Annotated in this window: 17 protein-coding genes and 2 pseudogenes; 9 read left to right on the top strand and 10 right to left on the bottom strand. The window is 45.1% G+C overall.

Going from position 1 to position 17,592, the window contains the following annotated elements; genetic code table 11:
* Window positions 1-57: 57 nt before the first annotated feature.
* The 9 genes and pseudogenes from E5342_RS20020 to E5342_RS14550 form a co-directional block, all read right to left on the bottom strand.
* On the bottom strand, window positions 58-180 hold the full coding sequence (locus E5342_RS20020) for a hypothetical protein (RefSeq protein WP_259463399.1): 123 nt from the start codon (window positions 178-180) through the stop codon (window positions 58-60).
* A gap of 370 nt (window positions 181-550) precedes the next feature.
* Complete coding sequence (locus tag E5342_RS14585; protein ID WP_135959652.1) at window positions 551-1,138, bottom strand: uracil-DNA glycosylase family protein; 588 nt, start codon at window positions 1,136-1,138, stop codon at window positions 551-553.
* Window positions 1,135-1,776, bottom strand: coding sequence for a hypothetical protein (locus tag E5342_RS14580; RefSeq protein WP_121734816.1), 642 nt, complete (start codon window positions 1,774-1,776; stop codon window positions 1,135-1,137). The genes E5342_RS14585 and E5342_RS14580 overlap by 4 nt, the downstream gene beginning before the upstream one ends.
* 44 nt (window positions 1,777-1,820) lie before the next feature.
* Complete coding sequence (gene murQ / locus E5342_RS14575) at window positions 1,821-2,651, bottom strand: N-acetylmuramic acid 6-phosphate etherase (protein WP_121734817.1); 831 nt, start codon at window positions 2,649-2,651, stop codon at window positions 1,821-1,823.
* Window positions 2,651-3,508 carry a BadF/BadG/BcrA/BcrD ATPase family protein gene (locus E5342_RS14570; RefSeq protein WP_135959651.1) on the bottom strand — a complete coding sequence of 286 codons (858 nt, stop codon included), beginning with the start codon at window positions 3,506-3,508 and terminating at the stop codon, window positions 2,651-2,653. Before E5342_RS14570 ends, murQ begins: the two co-directional genes overlap by 1 nt.
* Before the next feature lie 8 nt (window positions 3,509-3,516).
* Window positions 3,517-4,944 (bottom strand): sodium:proton antiporter NhaD, encoded by a 1,428-nt coding sequence (nhaD, locus tag E5342_RS14565; protein ID WP_121734819.1) that lies wholly within the window; start codon window positions 4,942-4,944, stop codon window positions 3,517-3,519.
* A 167-nt stretch (window positions 4,945-5,111) separates the two neighbouring features.
* Complete coding sequence (locus tag E5342_RS14560) at window positions 5,112-5,636, bottom strand: biotin/lipoyl-containing protein (protein ID WP_168354501.1); 525 nt, start codon at window positions 5,634-5,636, stop codon at window positions 5,112-5,114.
* Window positions 5,637-5,653: 17 nt separating this feature from the next.
* Window positions 5,654-7,165, bottom strand: a complete 1,512-nt coding sequence (accC, locus tag E5342_RS14555) for an acetyl-CoA carboxylase biotin carboxylase subunit (protein ID WP_121734821.1) — start codon at window positions 7,163-7,165, stop codon at window positions 5,654-5,656.
* A gap of 12 nt (window positions 7,166-7,177) precedes the next feature.
* Window positions 7,178-8,723 (bottom strand): annotated as a pseudogene (locus tag E5342_RS14550) (acyl-CoA carboxylase subunit beta).
* Between the two features lie 175 nt (window positions 8,724-8,898).
* Between E5342_RS14550 and E5342_RS14545 the strand changes: the two are divergent.
* Window positions 8,899-10,707, top strand: a complete 1,809-nt coding sequence (locus tag E5342_RS14545; protein ID WP_121734822.1) for a MutS family DNA mismatch repair protein — start codon at window positions 8,899-8,901, stop codon at window positions 10,705-10,707.
* 45 nt (window positions 10,708-10,752) lie between these two features.
* On the opposite strand, the pseudogene E5342_RS14540 reads toward E5342_RS14545, so the two are convergent.
* Window positions 10,753-11,454, bottom strand: a pseudogene (locus tag E5342_RS14540) (M48 family metallopeptidase); the annotation flags it as partial.
* A gap of 242 nt (window positions 11,455-11,696) precedes the next feature.
* Between E5342_RS14540 and E5342_RS14530 the strand changes: the two are divergent.
* From E5342_RS14530 to E5342_RS14495, 8 genes are all read left to right on the top strand, one after another.
* Window positions 11,697-12,920, top strand: coding sequence for a site-specific integrase (locus E5342_RS14530; RefSeq protein ID WP_015546403.1), 1,224 nt, complete (start codon window positions 11,697-11,699; stop codon window positions 12,918-12,920).
* A 25-nt stretch (window positions 12,921-12,945) separates the two neighbouring features.
* Window positions 12,946-14,085: a PDDEXK nuclease domain-containing protein gene (locus E5342_RS14525; protein WP_135959650.1), complete on the top strand. Its 1,140-nt coding sequence runs from the start codon at window positions 12,946-12,948 to the stop codon at window positions 14,083-14,085.
* A gap of 313 nt (window positions 14,086-14,398) precedes the next feature.
* Window positions 14,399-14,962 carry a Crp/Fnr family transcriptional regulator gene (locus tag E5342_RS14520; protein WP_121766361.1) on the top strand — a complete coding sequence of 188 codons (564 nt, stop codon included), beginning with the start codon at window positions 14,399-14,401 and terminating at the stop codon, window positions 14,960-14,962.
* 80 nt (window positions 14,963-15,042) lie between these two features.
* Window positions 15,043-15,669: an NUDIX hydrolase N-terminal domain-containing protein gene (locus tag E5342_RS14515; protein ID WP_135959649.1), complete on the top strand. Its 627-nt coding sequence runs from the start codon at window positions 15,043-15,045 to the stop codon at window positions 15,667-15,669.
* 12 nt (window positions 15,670-15,681) lie between these two features.
* Window positions 15,682-16,302, top strand: coding sequence for an HAD family hydrolase (locus E5342_RS14510; protein ID WP_135959648.1), 621 nt, complete (start codon window positions 15,682-15,684; stop codon window positions 16,300-16,302).
* A gap of 40 nt (window positions 16,303-16,342) precedes the next feature.
* Window positions 16,343-16,582 (top strand): hypothetical protein, encoded by a 240-nt coding sequence (locus tag E5342_RS14505; RefSeq protein ID WP_004323787.1) that lies wholly within the window; start codon window positions 16,343-16,345, stop codon window positions 16,580-16,582.
* On the top strand, window positions 16,536-16,955 hold the full coding sequence (locus tag E5342_RS14500) for a hypothetical protein (RefSeq protein WP_008761989.1): 420 nt from the start codon (window positions 16,536-16,538) through the stop codon (window positions 16,953-16,955). The genes E5342_RS14505 and E5342_RS14500 overlap by 47 nt, the downstream gene beginning before the upstream one ends.
* A 121-nt stretch (window positions 16,956-17,076) precedes the next feature.
* Window positions 17,077-17,409 carry a helix-turn-helix domain-containing protein gene (locus E5342_RS14495; protein ID WP_008761988.1) on the top strand — a complete coding sequence of 111 codons (333 nt, stop codon included), beginning with the start codon at window positions 17,077-17,079 and terminating at the stop codon, window positions 17,407-17,409.
* Window positions 17,410-17,592: the final 183 nt, after the last annotated feature.

Genomic DNA, 17,592 nt, shown 5'->3' with positions numbered 1-17,592 from the left:
TTACATGGGGACGGGACATTCATCGTTTCGTCCCTCTTTTTTTATCTTACAAGCCACTCACGTCTCATATTCTTTCGTTAGCAAAACAATCATTCCTCCATCTTTTTGATCTACGCAAGACGTTTTTCCCAACATATCCAATTTACAGACCTGACGAAATAGCAAGAAGAAAGTAGCCATAAGTGCCTTTTTTTGTTAAAATATAGCCATTTTCACGCACAATAGGTGTCGAAAGCCTATGCGACTAGTCGCATTAGGCAACGCCGATACTGCCGTTGGGCATCGAGAGTAGTCAAGAATAGGGTTATGAATAGTCGTGAATGGGCATTCTAACCTTGTTATAACCCTATCATAATCCTGTTATTTCCCTATTCCAAGCCTCAAGATATGAATTACGATGAATAAATTTCGCTAGAATAAAAGACCGTTTTTCCTCATCTTCCTATCAGACAAAGGATTGCTGCTTTTTCCTTTCATTTTTGAGAGCCTACCACACTTCTGCCCGAAAAAAGCGATTCTCCGGGACTTCAATTTACAAACTGTCACTTTGCTAAATGGCACGAGAAAGGATCCCCAACACCTCGAACATCCCACGATAAATTGCGGCCTTCTCCTCCAACGGCCTCGGGTAGGCACGAGAGGACGAGGGCATGCGGAACAGACGCATCCGCCTCCCCATACAAGTGAACTCCGTGGAAGAGCCTACTTTCGGCTCCTCCGTGCCGGGCAATACAGAGAGGAGAGTATCCATCGCTTTCTGCCCAGTCACCACGATCGCCACGCATTCCGGTATCTGAGACAAGACCTTTTCCGGATCGATCGGCCGTACCACCTCGAGGAACTTATCGGAGGCGTTCGCTTTTAGGCGGATCACCTCCATGGCGGTATCACCAATCCCGATCCTCTTTTCCCGGCAAAAAGCCTTCGCCTTCTCCTCGCTGAACGCCTTCTTGTCTCGCAAGAACGCATCCTTGTTTCCATAGAAAATCAAACCAAGGATGCGCCACATATCATTCTGGATATTCGGGTAGTAAAAATCCATGCTCCAACGAGCCTTTGGAGGCGGGAAACTTCCCAGCATCAGCAATCTCGTATTCTCCGGGAGGAAGAAACCTAGCGGATGCAGCTCGGTGGTCATGCTTCCTTGTTCTTTTTGAGTTCCTTCTTCTGGTCCTCTTTCGCCAGAAGTACGACGTTATACACGAAGTCTGTGATCCATTGCTCGGAGTAGCCTAGTTTCTCGGCATACTTACGCACGCTCCATGCAGCCTTCTGCACGCTGATATCTTTCCACTCAGACTTGGTCAAGATATCGTGAACCGTCTTCGTTGTCATATTATATAGCAACTTCTTTACCAGCATGGAAAAGCGGAACTTCCACTGCATCAGATTGCCAAGTAAGTTGAACAAATCATTGCAGAAACCTTGGAACATGAAGAAATACGTCTTGATATCGTTTTGGTTCTTACAGTTCTTCTTCACCGAACTGTCGATCTCCTTGAAGAAAGCCTCACTTAGGCCGTAATCCTCCATCAATACCTTGCGCACACGAGATTTCTCGGCGACGCCCAATTTGTTATTCTGGGTCGGTATCTTCAACATGCGTTTGAACAAAGCCATATCAGCGAGCATGTTCAAGTTGGTGATACCCAAATTCACGGCCATAACGGCTTGATAATATACACGGATTAAAGATACGAACTCCTCCACGGAGCCTTTAGTCTGCTCTTCCGCCTCGGGAGTATTCTTCTTGAATAGCTTAGAGATAAAATTCATCGTACGATAATTAATTAGTTTTCGGGGGGCGAATATACGAAAACTTACTGGTTCAGCCGCCATTCACGGTGATAAGAATCGATCGCCTCCCGGACGGAGCCATGTAGGAGCAGGAGGTTCTTGCTCTGCTCGTAATCCAGACGAAGCTCTTCCATGATCATACGGGTACCACGGTCCACCAATTTTTGGTTGGTCAGTTGCATATTCACCATCCGGTTCCCTTTCACCCGACCCAGCCTGATCATCGTGGAGGTTGTGATCATATTCAGCACCATCTTCTGGGCCGTACCGCTCTTCATCCGCGTACTTCCGGTGACGAACTCCGGACCTACTACCGGCTCGATGGCGATCTCCGCCTCCGTCGCCATCGGAGAATCCGGGTTGCAGGAGATAGAGGCCGTCAGGATTCCCTCGGAGCGTGCCTTACGCAGGGCGCCGATCACGTAGGGAGTCGTACCCGAGGCGGCTATTCCCACCAAGGTGTCGTTCGTATTGATATGATATTGTTGAAGTTCCTCCCAAGCCTTATCCAGATCGTCTTCCGCCGACTCCACGGGATTCCGGAGCGCCCGGTCGCCGCCGGCGATCAAACCGATCACCAAGGTATTCGGCATACCATACGTGGGAGGGATCTCGGAAGCGTCCAAGACCCCCAAGCGACCACTCGTACCCGCCCCGATATAAAAGAGCCTACCGCCCCTCCGCATCCGCTCTACGATACGGGTTACCAGCTTCTCGATCTTCGGGATCTCCCGGCCAACGGCGATCGCCACTTTCCGGTCCTCGTTATTGATGCCTTCCAGTAACTCCCGGACAGACATCTGATCCAGATTATCGTACAACGATTCCGACTCGGTTATCTTTTGAAATGCCATCACTCATTCATTTTTTTTTCGTTCGTAAAATGATACCGGATCAATCCGTCCATGGGAGCCTGTACGACCGTACCGACCTTCAAGCCTAAGGATAAGGCCGCAGCTTTCAATACCTCCTGATAATAATAGGCGATAGAGCCTACAAAATGAATCGGGTACGTATCAGCTCCCGGATATAACGCCACGTTACGGAGGAAGAAGCTACGGAAACTCGTATAGACCAAATTATAAATCGGTTGCTCGGTGATATTCTCCAACAAGAAACGGGACAAGGTAGCCAAGAAACGATTCGGGAAAGGATGTTTATATACCCGCTCCAACAATAAGGCGGGCGTCAACTCATATTGATCCATAAACTTCTGAACCAAAGGCACCGGCAACTGACGCTTCAAGCAATCCCCTACCAATAACTTCCCGAGCACGGCGCCACTACCCTCATCCCCCAGAATGAATCCCAAGGGAGAGATATGCTCCGTTATCTCCGTCCCGTCATACAGGCAAGAGTTCGATCCCGTCCCCAATATACAGGCAATTCCCGGACGGCTCCCGCATAAGGCACGAGCAGCCGCCATCAAGTCGCTATACACCTCTATGGGCACCGAGATATAAGACGTGATCGCCTCTTCCACGATCCGGTTCTTCTCCGGGAAGGCGCAACCGGCACCATAGAAGTAGATGGCATCGACCCGCTCCCTCTTCAACGCCGGCAATAAGGCATCCCGAATTTCTACGGCGATCTCCTCCCGTGCCTGGAAGTAAGGATTGGTACCCGCTGTCACAATCGTACGCACCAGTCCGCCTTGATCCGCCAAGCACCACTCCGTCTTCGTAGATCCGCTATCCGCAATTAATATCATATACTTATTTAGAATATTAAGTTCTGGAGAATATATACCACCGCACCGGACAAATATCCCGCCAAGGCCAACAGAGAGATATTCTTCAAGTACCAAATAAAATTGATCCGTTCCAAGCCCATCACGACGACTCCGGCGGCGGAACCGATGATCAACATACTTCCACCTACTCCTGCGCAATAAGCCAAGAACTGCCAAAATACGCCATCTTGCACGAAGTTCGCCAAATAAGCCGGATCAGTCGCCGCAGCCACCATAGCGTCTGTAGCCACCGGATACATACCAATAGCCCCCGCTACCAACGGAACATTATCTACGATAGACGATAAGGCGCCGATAATAAGGTTCACCGCATACACGTTGCCCACCGTATCGTCCAGCCAGAAAGCGAAATCCGACAATACGCCGCTGCAACGCAAGGCATCTACCGCTAAAAGGATTCCGAGGAAAAATAACAAGGTTGCCCCGTCTATACGGTGAACCACCTTAGACAAGCGCAATTTCAAGTCCTCATCGATCGGTTTACGAGCGTATAGCATCTCCGTATAGAACCAAAGGATACCCACTCCCATCAAGATCCCCATAAACGGGGGAAGATGAGTAACCGTCTTGAATACAGGCACGAACAATAAACACAACACACCAATGATCAAGATCGATAACTTCTCCTTATCCTTCAATCTCTTCAGCAACTCATTGTCCGTCTCCATTTGCGAGAATGCGTTAGGGGGTGTCACGTTTCCATGCAAGAAACGCATGGCGATCAAGACCGGGATCAACGCCGATACGATACTCGGCAGGATCAAATGCGGAATCGTAGATGAAGTAGAGATATTTCCCCTTACCCAAAGCATGATCGTAGTCACATCGCCGATCGGTGACCAAGCGCCACCGCTATTCGCCGCTATAATAATGATACTGCCGAACACCCACCGCTCTTTATAATTCCCGAGCAACTTACGGATCAGCATGATCATGACGATCGAGGTCGTAAGGTTGTCCAAAACAGCCGACATAAAGAACGTGATCACGGCGATCAACACCAGCAGTTTCTTCTTTTTTTTCGTGATAATATGATTCGTGATAAACATGAAACCGCCATGGGCATCGATCAACTCCACGGTTATCATCGCCCCGATCAGGAATATAAGCGTCTCGGCGATCTCTCCGATACTATCCAGAACCTGATGCTCCACGACGAACCGGGTACATTGTTCCTTAAACGTTAAAGAGCCCAAAGAAGGGAACGATTCCAAGAACAAACTGAATTCCTCAGCCGAGGCCCTCGGAATGAAAAATGGGGCCGCATACGTGTACATAACCCATAAGACCGTACCGATAAGCAAAGCCGTCCCCGCCTTGTTTATCTTTAGAGGATGTTCCAGTGCGATCATCAAATAACCGACAAGGAACACAATGACCATTGCTGTCAACATAACTTCATGATTTAGGTTTAAACGCTGCAAATGTAGAAATAATAACTCTGTAACACGATAGAAAGACGGAATATTTTTAAGATACTTTTACCAAACATGAGAAAGGAACCGGACTGCTCCGATTCCTTTCCCATTCTCTCAAGGGAAAACTATAATCCTGAGACAATTCACTCTACAACCAACATCTTACCACCCACGGAGACCTTGTCTGTCTCATTGATATACACCTCTTTCACCACTCCATCGATCGGCGTACGGATCTCGTTCTCCATCTTCATGGCAACCAATACGCAAAGCGGGTCTCCCGCCTTGACCTCATCGCCTACCTTGACATATACCTTCTGGATCACGCCCGGCATCTGAGCCTGTATGACTTGACGGCCGACCGTCTTGGAACTGGTTCTTGACAGGCGTAATTTCTTCAACTCGTCAATCACCTGTACTTGGAAATAATCACCTTTATTCTTTACCTCATAAGTGGAATCTCCAACACTGGATATTTGTACGCCATGAGATTTATGGTTCATGATGATCGAGTGGATCGTATCTCCGCCCAGATTGTAATCTACATCATAAACGGTACCGTTTACGGATACTTTCTTGATGGGTCCGTCTTCCAGAATCTCTACCTTGAACTCTGTGTCGGGAATATCGTTAACCGTGGCAAAATAAGTCGCTAAAGCCTTTGACATAATCATACCTCCTCTCATTAAAAATTATTAGCCAACATTTGTAACTTCCCATAGTGTTTCCACAGGGACTCCCCTACCAGCGGAACGGTCGTCGCACGGGCGGCCGCCTCTTTCTCCTCCTCGTAATGCTTCAAGGCGGCGGCGATCACAGCGATGGTCGGGTCGCTGTTCTGTCGACGTTTCAAGTCTTCTTTATCGAATTTGGTGTCGATAAAGGTCGTATCGTAATTCCCCTTCAAAAAGGTCGCATTATGCAACACACGCAGGTGGAAAGGGATCGTTGTCTTGATTCCCAAGATCTTGTATTCCCGCAAGGCACGTATCATATTCGAGATGGTGGATTCACGGGTCCGGCCCCACGTGCAAAGCTTGGCGATCATCGGATCGTAATGCAAGGACACCTCGAAACCGGCGTAGGCAGCACTATCCAGACGCACGTTACGTCCCTCGGGAGCCTCACGCACCTTGATCACCCCCGGAGAGGGCATAAAGTCATTTTCCGGGTCTTCCGCATAGATACGGCATTCCAAGGCATGTCCCCGGCAAGCCACATCTTCCTGTTTATAAGGCAGGCGATTTCCGGCGGCCACCAAGATCATATCGCGAACCAAGTCTACGCCCGTTGTCTCCTCCGTCACCAGATGCTCCACTTGAAGGCGGGTATTCATCTCAAGGAAATAGAAGTTCTGATCCTTATCCATCATGAACTCCAACGTCCCGGCACTGTAGTAACCGATTTTCTTGCAAGCCTCCACCGCTACGGCCAACATCTTCTGGCGAGCGGCCTCCTTCACGAATGGAGAGGGCGCTTCCTCGATCACTTTCTGGTTACGGCGCTGGATAGAGCACTCACGCTCATACAAATGGATCACGTTCCCATATTTATCCCCGAGTACCTGTACCTCGATATGATGGGGGTTCTCGATATACTTCTCGATATAGATGGCATCGTTTCCGAACGAGTTGGCCGCCTCGGAACGAGACATACGGAAAGCCGCTTCCATCTCATTCTCGCTACGCACCAAGCGCATCCCCTTTCCACCGCCCCCGGCAAGCGCCTTTAGCATGATCGGATAACCCACCTCGGCAGCTACCTTCTTAGCATCCTCTATGTCCGTCACCGGCTTTTCCGTTCCGGGTACAACCGGTACACCGGCTTCTTTCATGATCTTACGGGCCTCGGTCTTGATACCCATCTTGGCGATCACGTCGGCACTCGGGCCGATAAAGATCACGCCCTCCTCCTCGCAACGGCGGGCGAAATCGGCGTTCTCCGACAAAAAGCCGTACCCCGGATGAATGGCGGCTCCTGTCTTCTTGGCGATCTCAAGGATCAAGTCCGGCTTCAAGTAAGAGGTATCCCCTTCATCTTCCGAGATGCAGTAAGCTTCCTCCGCATAACGTACATGTAACGCTCCGCGATCCACATGCGTATAGATCGCTACGGTCGGGATGTTCATCACCCGGCAGGTGCGGAATATCCGCATCGCTATCTCGCCACGATTGGCTACTAATACTTTCTTTATCATAAGGATTCGTTTTTAAAGAGGAATATTGGAATGTTTCTTCGGAGGATTGGATTGCCGTTTGTTGGCCAACAGCTCAAAACTACGGATCAAACGGCTGCGTGTGACAGACGGCTCGATAATCTCGTCTACATAGCCCAACTCAGCGGCCCGGTACGGGTTAGCGAACTTCTCCCGGTAATCAGCTTGCAATTCCTTCCGTTTGCCTTCGGGATCTTCCGCGGTCTTCAGTTCTTTACGGAACAAGATATTCGCAGCGCCCTCCGGTCCCATGACAGCGATCTCAGCGGTTGGATAAGCGAAGTTGATATCGCCCCGGATATGCTTGGAGCTCATCACGTCGTAAGCTCCGCCGTAAGCCTTTCGGGTAATGACGGTCACTTTGGGCACGGTAGCTTCGCAATACGCATACAATAACTTAGCACCATGACGGATAATTCCCTCGTACTCTTGGTTCACGCCCAGTAAGAAACCCGGTACATCCACCAACGTCAACAACGGTATATTAAACGCGTCGCAAAAACGGACGAAACGGGCAGCCTTTACGGACGCATTGATATCCAGCGTACCAGCCAAGGCAGCGGGTTGATTCGCCACGACACCAATCGTCTTTCCATTCAAACGGATATAACCGATAATGATGTTCTTGGCATATTCCTTTTGTATCTCGAAGAAGTTTTGATCATCAGCCACGGAAAGGATCAGCTCCTTCATGTCGTACGGCTGGTTGGGATTGGTAGGAACCAGCAGATCCAATTGCGGATCGATGCGGTTCGGGCTATCGGTAGTAGGAACGAATGGCGGCTCTTCTATATTATTATTCGGCAAGAACGACATCAACTCACGTATCTTCAAGATACAATCCATATCGTTATCCGCCGTGCAATGAGCCACTCCGGAACGGGTGCTATGCACTTCCGAGCCTCCCAGATTCTCCATCGTAACCTCTTCTTGCGTCACGCTTTTCACGACCTCCGGGCCGGTGATAAACATATAGCTCGTTTGTTTTACCATAAAGATAAAGTCCGTCAACGCCGGCGAGTAAACCGCTCCACCCGCACACGGGCCCATAATAGCGCTAATCTGCGGGATCACGCCGGAAGCCAACGAGTTCCGGAGAAATATCTCGGCATATCCCGCCAAGGAACGAACCCCTTCTTGAATACGTGCGCCTCCCGAATCGTTCAACCCGATCACCGGAGCGCCTAGTTCCGTTGCCATGTCCATGATCTTACAGATCTTACGGGCATACGTCTCAGACAAGGCCCCACCGAATACCGTGAAGTCCTGAGCGAAAACAAACACCGTGCGTTGCCCGATCATTCCGTAACCGGTGACCACGCCATCTCCTAATGGACGCTGCTTTTCTAAACCGAACTCATGGCACGTATGTGTCACGAACTTGTCGATTTCCACGAAGCTACCCTTTTCCAATAGCAGTTCGATTCTTTCTCTAGCGGTTAGTTTACCTGCCGCATGTTGCTTCGCAATGCGGTCTTCTCCCCCCCCCTAACTCAGCTTTGTGGTTGAGAGCTTTTAATTGTTCAATTTTTTCCTTCATGGCGTATATCTTTAATTATCCGGGAAACGTTCAATATATTAGAAAACAAAGTCTGTAAATGTATTGTTTCCTAAAGAAACGAAATGTATCATATATTACATCTATCGCCCGATCAATGAGATCTATCAGGAAGGATATTTTTAGTAGTTAGTTCATTTTTCCTATATTCGCGCCTATGGAAGAAGCCTATAGTTATTACAAAGAGAATATCGACGCTTATACACGGCGTTTGGGTAATTTGAAAAAGAAGATCCATCTGATGGGGAGTATCCGGTTGGCTTTAGTGGCTGGAGCGATCCTTTCCTTATGGATATTCAGGGATGAGAGTTGGCAATGGCTGACGGGGATCACCTTCGTTTATATCATCCCGTTCGCACTCCTGATGTGGTACCATAATAGAATGTACGCACGGAAAGTATACGCCGAGACCTTGATCAAGCTGAACGAGGATGAGCTGAAAGGACTAGACTATAATTTCAGCGCATTCGACGGGGCAGCCGATAAGATCTCGGGCGAACACTCTTTCTGCTTGGATCTGGATGTGTTTGGAGACCGCTCCTTGTTTCAATCGCTCAATCGTACCGTAACCGGGTTCGGGCGGGAGCGACTGGCCGGTTGGTTCTCGAATCCCCTGACGGATAAGAAGGAGATCGTCAAACGGCAAGAGGCAATCAAGGAATTAGCGGCTTTATCCGCCTTACGGCAACATTTCTATGTGACGGGGATGATCCGGCAAGGCACACAAGATACGAGAGACAACGATACCAACTTTATGGACCGGCTCACTCAGCGTAAGCACAAATTCGTTGATAGCCTACCGTGGAAACTGTTGATCTGGGCGGTTCCCGCATTGTGGATCGTATTGGGTATCGCTTACTCGCAGGATTGGATCAGCGGGAGTTTATTGAATATTTATTTCTTAATCACGCTAGTGATCGCTTACGCACGTACTAAGGAGATCAACGCGCTTTATGCGACCGTCAATAAGATGGAGTCTATTTTCAATCGATACTCAAAGCTGATGCGATGTGTGGAAGAAGATAACTTCCAGTCGGAAGAGCTGAAAGAGATCAGCGGGCAATTAGCGAACGAGAAGGAACTGGCCTCGCATGCTATTAAACGTTTGTCGTCATATATCGGAGGGCTGGACTCACGATTCAGCTTGGCGGGTATCATTTTCAATCTCTTCTACTTGCGGGATACACGCCACGCCCTCCTCTTGGAACGCTGGATCCAAACTTACTCCGATAAGCTTCCGCTTTGGTTCGACGCATTGGCTCGCTTCGATGCGCTGAACTCGTTGGCTGGTTTCGCTTTTAACCATCCGGAATACATCTATCCGGAGATCGCCGACACTTATTTCCAGATGGAAGGCAAGGCTTTGGGACATCCTCTTCTGAACCGGAAAGTTTGCGTAAAGAACGATATAGATATCCGCAAAAGTCCTTGGTTCCTGATCATCACCGGAGCGAATATGGCCGGGAAAAGTACATACCTCCGAACGATCGGTGTCAATTATTTATTGGCTTGCGTAGGCGCTCCGGTCTGTGCCGCCTCCTTGACAGTCTATCCCGCCCACATGATTACCAGCTTACGTACCTCGGATTCCTTGGCTAGCAACGAGTCTTATTTCTTTGCGGAGTTGAAACGACTGAAAATGATTATCGACAGACTGCAAAACGGAGAGAAGCTATTTATCATCTTGGACGAGATCTTGAAGGGAACAAATTCTATCGACAAGCAGAAAGGCTCCCTTGCCCTTATGAAACAACTGGTCGCTTATAAGGCTTGCGGTATCATCGCCACCCACGATTTAGTATTGGGTACTTTGGAGGAAGAGTTCCCGGAACAAATAAAGAATTACCGCTTCGAGGCAGATATAAAAGACGAGGAGCTATCCTTCTCTTACCAACTAAGAGAAGGGATAGCCCAGAACATGAATGCTTGTTTCTTGATGAACAAGATGGGAATCTTGTTTAATTGAAAATTGAGACAAGTGGTAAAATAACTGTCAATTGTCAACCGTCAACTACTTTTTGTATTTGGTTTTGATTGCGGGTAAGACTTTTTGGATTTCCGCTATACGAGTGGCATCACTGGGGTGCGTACTCATAAATTCCGGCGTAGAGCCACTCTTTCCGGCAGACATCTTTTGCCAGAAGTTGACCGCCACGTCCGGATTGTATCCCGCCATAGTCATGAATACCAATCCCATATAATCCGCTTCCGACTCGTGCTTACGGGAGAAAGGAAGCATTACGCCATACTGCGCTCCCACGCCATATACCGTATTGGCCGCTTGCTGTACCGCCGCACTCTTATTGCTTACGGCCGCACCTAAAATAGCCGCCCCATATTGGGCCATTAGTTGCTGGCTCATACGCTCGTTGCTGTGCTTGGCTACGGCATGAGCCACCTCGTGCCCGACAACCACCGCCAACTCATCGTCCGAGGAAACCAAAGGCAGCAATCCCTCGTACACCACGATCTTGCCGCCCGGCATACAGAAGGCGTTCACCTGTGGATCATTCACCAAATTAAACTCCCATGCGAAGTTTTTCACCTCATCCGCCATCCCGTTCGCCCGCAAATACTCCTCCGTAGCGGCAGCTATCCTCTTTCCGACCCGGGTTACCATAGCGTTCTTGTCTGCGTTCGTCGATTTTTTCGCTGTCTTTATATAATCGTTATACTGGGTAAGGCTGGACGACAACACCTCTTGATCCGGTACAAACCATAGAAATCATAGGAAAACAAAAGAATTTATTCACCTTATTATCAATAACTTGCATACTTCTTATTTTCTCCATTTTTGCCATATTTTGCCCATTTTCTGTTATTCAGTACACTTTTAGTACACTTTGAAATATCATTTTCTTTTGTACCTTTGCAATATCAGAAAACAAAAGAAAATCAACTATTTAGCGTAATCACCCGGTTATGGTACCTAAATCGGGATAAAACCTCTAAACAATGGCAAAGTTAGAAAATAAAACGAAAGAAAACCCCAAGTTAGAGCAAAATAAGCTCTCGGATGGTAGAATTAGCCTTTACTTAGAGTATTATTTAGGTAGAGAGGAAAAGCCCGTATTAGATGAAAACGGCAATCAAGTGTACTATGATAGTGGAAAGATGCAAGGCAAGCCCAAGTTTGCAGTAAAGCACAACAGGCGAAAAGAAAACCTTAGTCTGTATCTGATAGATAAGCCCCGTACCCCTGCGGAACGTCAGCAGAACAAAGAAACGTTGGAACTTGCTACAAAGATACGTGCAGAGCGTGAGCAGGAATTTAAAGAAAGTATGTTGGGCTATCGGTTAAAAAAAGATAGAACGGTCAATTTCTTAGACTATTTCCAAGCCTATATCAACAGTTATACCAAGAAAGATATTCGCATGGTACAAATTGCGCTTAGCCGTTTTAAGGACTTCTTAAAAGAGCAATACCCCATGAATGAGTTTAGTATCAAACCGGAACTTATTACCAAAGAAATGATGGAGCAGTTTGTAGCCTATTTGCAATCCCGAAGTGTGGGTGAGGGAGCTAAAAGCATTTACCAGCGTTTTAAGAAAGTTATTCGATATGCGATTGACCACGATGTAATGTTGAAAGACCCATGCAAAAGTGTTACCTGCAAAGTGGATAGCCAAATGCTTCGGAAAGATGTTCTTTCTCCCGAAGAAATACAAAAGCTGGCGGCTTGCCATTATGACAACGAGAACCCGAATGTCAGACGGGCTTTTATCTTCTGCCTATACTGCGGTCTGCGCTTCTGTGATGTAAAAGACCTGACCTATAAGAATGTGGATTATGGTAATCGGTTATTGAAGTTTGAGCAAAGCAAAACAAAGGGACATTCAGCCAGTAGCGGTGTGGTTATTCCTCTGAATGACGGTCTATTGTCTATCATTGGCGAAGCCCCGGCAGACAAAAACTGTTTGATATTCGATTTGCCTACTTACGAAAGCTGCTGTAAATCAGTAAAGCGTTGGGTAAAGAGAGCCGGGATAGACAAACATATAAGCTGGCATTGTGCCCGGCACTCGTTTGCCGTGAACATTCTGAACAATGGGGCAAATATAAAAACCGTAGCCAGCCTTTTAGGACATAGCGGATTGAAACATACAGAAAAATACACCCGTGCGGTGGATAAATTAAAAGAGGAAGCAATAAACAGTTTGCCCGAACTAAAGTTTTAACCATAAAAGACTTATCTTTGTAACTATGAACTTTGAAGCATTAGTAAAACATATCAGCACGATACAGAACACGTTGCAGGCACAAGCCGCACACGCTGTAAACCTTGCCCTTACTTCCCGTAACTGGCTTATGGGGTGCTATATCGTGGAATTTGAGCAGAACGGAGAAGACCGTGCCGCATACGGTGAACAACTGTTGAAGAAGCTGGAGCAACGACTGAAAACAAAAGGTCTGAATGAACGTAGATTCAGGGAATTTAGACGACTGTACCTTGTTTATCCACAGCTAAAAGAGTCTGTCACACAATATATTGCATCACAAATACAAATTCGGCAGTCATTGACCGCCGAATTCACTGAACCAATCCGGCGGTTGGTGACCGCCGGATCTGAAAATGGCGTTTGGAAGCTATCAACAAAATACCCACAAACCGAAACATGGATGATTCCAGCTGATAGATTATTCAACAGATTATCTTCCACCCATTTAAATACTATATCAGGAATTGAGAACCCGATAAAACGTGCTTTCTATGAAATGGAAACTATTCGTGGATGCTGGTCTGTAAAAGAGTTAGAGCGGCAAATAGCGTCTTTATATTACGAACGTAGCGGACTATCCAAAAACAAAGAAGCACTCTCCGCTTTAGTCCAACAACAAGCAACCTTATTACAGCCCAAAGATGTAATCAATACCCCTGTTACTTTGGAATTCTTAGGGTTGAATGAACGTGCATTAGTGACAGAAAACGATTTGGAGCAATCCATTCTTGACAATCTGCAACGCTTCCTGTTAGAAATGGGACATGGCTTCTGCTTTGAAGCTCGGCAAAAACGTATCTTGATTGATGAAGATTATTTCTTTACTGACCTTGTGTTCTATCACCGTATTTTGAAATGCCATGTTATTGTGGAATTAAAGATAGACAAGTTCCGCCATGAATATGCTTCACAGTTAAATATGTACCTCAACTACTTTAAAGCAGAAGTGATGCAGTCGGATGATAATCCGCCTATCGGCATTTTGCTCTGCACCGAAAAGGGAGATACATTAGTTAAATATGCCACTGCCGGATTAGACCCGAATATCTTTGTACAGAAGTACATGATAGAACTTCCAACCGAGGAAGAAATAAAAGAGTTCATTTCTTCCTCAAACTATTAAGGATAAATCAAGACTGAAAAAGATTGCTAAAAACGATACTGGCGAAAAAGGTAATACTATTTCTTTTTTCGCCAGTATCGTTTCTAGCTGTCAATAAAAATTGGTTTAGTTCGTTTTGGCTATATAGACAAAGGGATAAACTAAACGTAGTTTAGCACCACCTATTTCTTTTGCCTATATCACATATCCACATCGTGGTTCTCTTTTCATCCCACCTTGCTAAAAATAGTCAAATTCCTTTTTAAACTATGAATGCAACAATATTATCCCTTTCTGTTTTATTATTTTTGTAGAAAGAGCAAAAACATTGATAATGGATAATATAATAAGAAAAATAAAAGAATACTATCCTGTCTCGGATAATTCATTGAACCTATTAAAGTGTTGTTTCAAACGACAAACCTTCCCCGCTAAAACTATCATTATACAAGCTGGACACTTTGACAATCAAGTCTATTTCATAGAAAAAGGAATAACACGTTCATATATCCTGCATAATGGAAAAGAAATAACAACATGGTTTTCTATGGAAGGCGATGCGACTTGTGGTTCATGGGATTTATATCGACACAAAGCAGGATTTGAATATGTAGAAACCTTAGAAGAAACTTTAACCTACTCCATTTCTATAGACAAGTTGAATGATTTATATAAATCCCGTATTGACATTGCCAATTGGATGAGAGTGTTACAGCAAGAAAATTTTCTACTTTTACAGGACATTCATATTTCCCGGCTGAACTTGTCTGCCCAAGAACGTTATGAAAAGTTGATAAAAGAATATCCCAGCATTTTCCACCGAGTGACTTTAGGACATATTGCCTCTTTTTTAGGAATAACACAACCTTCTCTTAGCAGAATCCGGTCAAGCCGATGATTTTTTAACATAGGACAAAAATAAAGAATTTCATTTTCCATACCTTTGTAAATCAATATAACGATACTAACATTCACTATATGAATAAAATAGTACAACCACAATGGCTTGAATGGGCAAAAGAACTACAATTCATTGCCCAAGGGGGATTGACATACTCCAAAGATGTATTTGATATAGAACGCTTTGAACGCATTAGAGAAATTGCAGCAGAAATGCTTAGTCTGCAAAGTGAAATACCCATAGAAAAAGTAAAGAATCTGTTTTGCAATGAAACTGGATTTCAAACTCCTAAATTAGATACACGAGCTGCTATATTCAAAGATGATAAAATACTGCTTGTGAAAGAGAAAAATGGAACTTGGTCTTTGCCCGGTGGTTGGGTCGATATAAATCAGAGTATCAAGACTAATACAGAAAAAGAAGTAAAAGAAGAAGCAGGATTAAATGTAAAAGCTATCCGGATAATAGCTATACAAGATAGAAATTTGCATAATATTCCCCCCTATGCCTACAATGTTTGTAAAATTTTTGTTCTTTGTGAGATTGAAAGCGGATATTTCCGACCCAATATTGAAACGGATGAGAGTGCCTATTTCGGATTGGAAGAATTACCTATTCTTGCAAAAGAGAAAAATAACGAAGAACAAATTAAAATGTGCTTTTCAGCTTACTACGATAGAAACTGGCAAGTATTATTTGACTAATAAATCAAACACATGAAATATAAACATATCGTATTCGACATAGACGGTACATTGATAGATACGGAATATGCAGTCATCAACTCTTTAATAAAAACAATTACAGAAATAACAGGACGCGCACCTCAATATGAAAGTCTGAAATTTGCTTTAGGCATTACCGGAAGAAATGCGTTGGAATTACTCAAAGTACTCGACATAGAAGATGCATTGAAACGATGGGATAGGAATATGAAATTGCTCCAGCACACTATTCAACCTTTTCAAGGTATCAAAGAATGCTTGCAATCCCTTTTATCAAGAGGCTATATTTTAGGCATTGTAACCTCCAAAACATATCAAGAATATTATTCTGATTTTGAGCCATTAGGGTTAGCGGACTATTTTTCCACAATTGTATGTGCCGATGATACTGATGAACATAAGCCCCAAGCAGCACCCTTAGTAGCATATTTGGCTAAAGCCCATGTAAGCCCCGAAAACGCTCTCTATATTGGTGATAGTATTTATGATATTCAATGTGCTAACAATGCCGGTGTTGATTCCGGATTGGTTTTATGGAGCAATAATGTATCTAATCCTATACGTGCCGACTATTATTTTAAGACACCCAATGATATAAGTAAAATTCTATAAAAGACGAACTAACTAATTATGAAATTAAAAATATTAATAGATGAAAGCATTATTACAACAGAGTTTTTTTCGATTACTATCGGAATACTCACAGCGCAAAGTTTCCGCATCTGAACTAACAAAAGCTGTTGAAGAATTAGCTATCCATGTAGCCAATTTCAGTATTAACGAGCAAGATTATAGTGTATTACTCCGCTATTTTTCTTTTGGTTTATATCGTCTTAAGTCATACCGTGTACGGTTTGAGCAAGAAAAAAATGCCCTATTTGCATCTAATTGATGAAGCGATAGGACTTTTAAACACAGAAATACGCCTTATTGAATGGCGCATCAAATACCCGGAACAACTCAAACAGCGGATTGAAAAACAAAGCCTTTCCCCTCTCTATCTCGCTGACAAAACAGCCCTTATCAACATCATGGAAATGGTAAGCGGTCTGTTCCTCTCCAAAGACATTGTTTATCAGAACGGCAAACCTGCCTATTTGGTAGATTTATCCAAAGGTTTTGAATGGTTGTTTAACATCAAGATAAGCGACTGTCACCAAAAGCATGAGGACGTGATAAAACGAAAGCCGGGCAAACTCACAGAATTTCTTAATGGACTGGCAGACCTTATCCGAAAGGAACATGACAAAAAAGGATATAGATAATCAGTGCTTTATGATTTATTTATAATGGATTCCATGTGCGCCCCCGTAATTTTTTTGCATTCTTTTTCTGAATTTTGCTTCATCAATTCACAAAAGGTATAATCTGAAATATGAAGCAATTATGTATATAGAAAATGATGAATTTGGCGAATGGATGCAGAAGTTGTATGCCAAACTGGAAGAACTCTGCAAAGATGTACGGGTGTTGCGTAACGCCGATAAGGTGCTGCCCGAAGATGATAACCTGTTGGATAATCAAGATTTGTGTCTGTTGTTCAAAGTAAGTATCAAAACCCTTCAACGTTACCGGGCTATCGGTGTGCTGCCGTACTTCACAATCAGCGGAAAAGTGTATTACAAGGCTTCCGATGTCCGAGAGTTTATTAAAGAAAGGTTCAGCATTACCACGCTACGCCAGTTCGAGAAAGAACACTGCACGAAGAAAAAGAAATGAATTAAAACAGCCGAAACGGTGAATGTGCTTCATCCGTTCCGGCTTTCTCTGTTTATGGCTTACCCAACTTATCGGCTTCTTTCTTTAGTTGCTCGGCTTGTTCGTTCAACAGCCTTGCACGTTCCAGTGCTTCCGCCTGCTTTTGGATGCGGTATTCAAAATCTATCACTGAATCGGTCAGAC

Source organism: Parabacteroides distasonis (genome assembly GCF_004793765.1).
GTDB classification, from domain to species: domain Bacteria; phylum Bacteroidota; class Bacteroidia; order Bacteroidales; family Tannerellaceae; genus Parabacteroides; species Parabacteroides distasonis_A.
Note: the sequence above shows the minus strand (reverse complement) of the source record. Positions and strands in the feature narration are given on the sequence as shown.

Bases quoted from the DNA above. Each gene is read 5' to 3' on its own strand.
- E5342_RS14530 (WP_015546403.1), top strand. From the start codon at position 11,697: ATGGCAAAGTTAGAAAATAAAACGAAAGAAAACCCCAAGTTAGAGCAA.
- E5342_RS14525 (WP_135959650.1), top strand. From the start codon at position 12,946: ATGAACTTTGAAGCATTAGTAAAACATATCAGCACGATACAGAACACG.
- E5342_RS14580 (WP_121734816.1), bottom strand. From the start codon at position 1,776: ATGAATTTTATCTCTAAGCTATTCAAGAAGAATACTCCCGAGGCGGAA.
- E5342_RS14520 (WP_121766361.1), top strand. From the start codon at position 14,399: ATGGATAATATAATAAGAAAAATAAAAGAATACTATCCTGTCTCGGAT.
- nhaD (WP_121734819.1), bottom strand. From the start codon at position 4,944: ATGTTGACAGCAATGGTCATTGTGTTCCTTGTCGGTTATTTGATGATC.
- E5342_RS14560 (WP_168354501.1), bottom strand. From the start codon at position 5,636: ATGTCAAAGGCTTTAGCGACTTATTTTGCCACGGTTAACGATATTCCC.
- E5342_RS14515 (WP_135959649.1), top strand. From the start codon at position 15,043: ATGAATAAAATAGTACAACCACAATGGCTTGAATGGGCAAAAGAACTA.
- E5342_RS14495 (WP_008761988.1), top strand. From the start codon at position 17,077: ATGTATATAGAAAATGATGAATTTGGCGAATGGATGCAGAAGTTGTAT.
- E5342_RS14545 (WP_121734822.1), top strand. From the start codon at position 8,899: ATGGAAGAAGCCTATAGTTATTACAAAGAGAATATCGACGCTTATACA.
- E5342_RS14570 (WP_135959651.1), bottom strand. From the start codon at position 3,508: ATGATATTAATTGCGGATAGCGGATCTACGAAGACGGAGTGGTGCTTG.
- E5342_RS14510 (WP_135959648.1), top strand. From the start codon at position 15,682: ATGAAATATAAACATATCGTATTCGACATAGACGGTACATTGATAGAT.
- E5342_RS20020 (WP_259463399.1), bottom strand. From the start codon at position 180: ATGGCTACTTTCTTCTTGCTATTTCGTCAGGTCTGTAAATTGGATATG.
- E5342_RS14585 (WP_135959652.1), bottom strand. From the start codon at position 1,138: ATGACCACCGAGCTGCATCCGCTAGGTTTCTTCCTCCCGGAGAATACG.
- murQ (WP_121734817.1), bottom strand. From the start codon at position 2,651: ATGGCATTTCAAAAGATAACCGAGTCGGAATCGTTGTACGATAATCTG.
- E5342_RS14505 (WP_004323787.1), top strand. From the start codon at position 16,343: ATGAAAGCATTATTACAACAGAGTTTTTTTCGATTACTATCGGAATAC.
- accC (WP_121734821.1), bottom strand. From the start codon at position 7,165: ATGATAAAGAAAGTATTAGTAGCCAATCGTGGCGAGATAGCGATGCGG.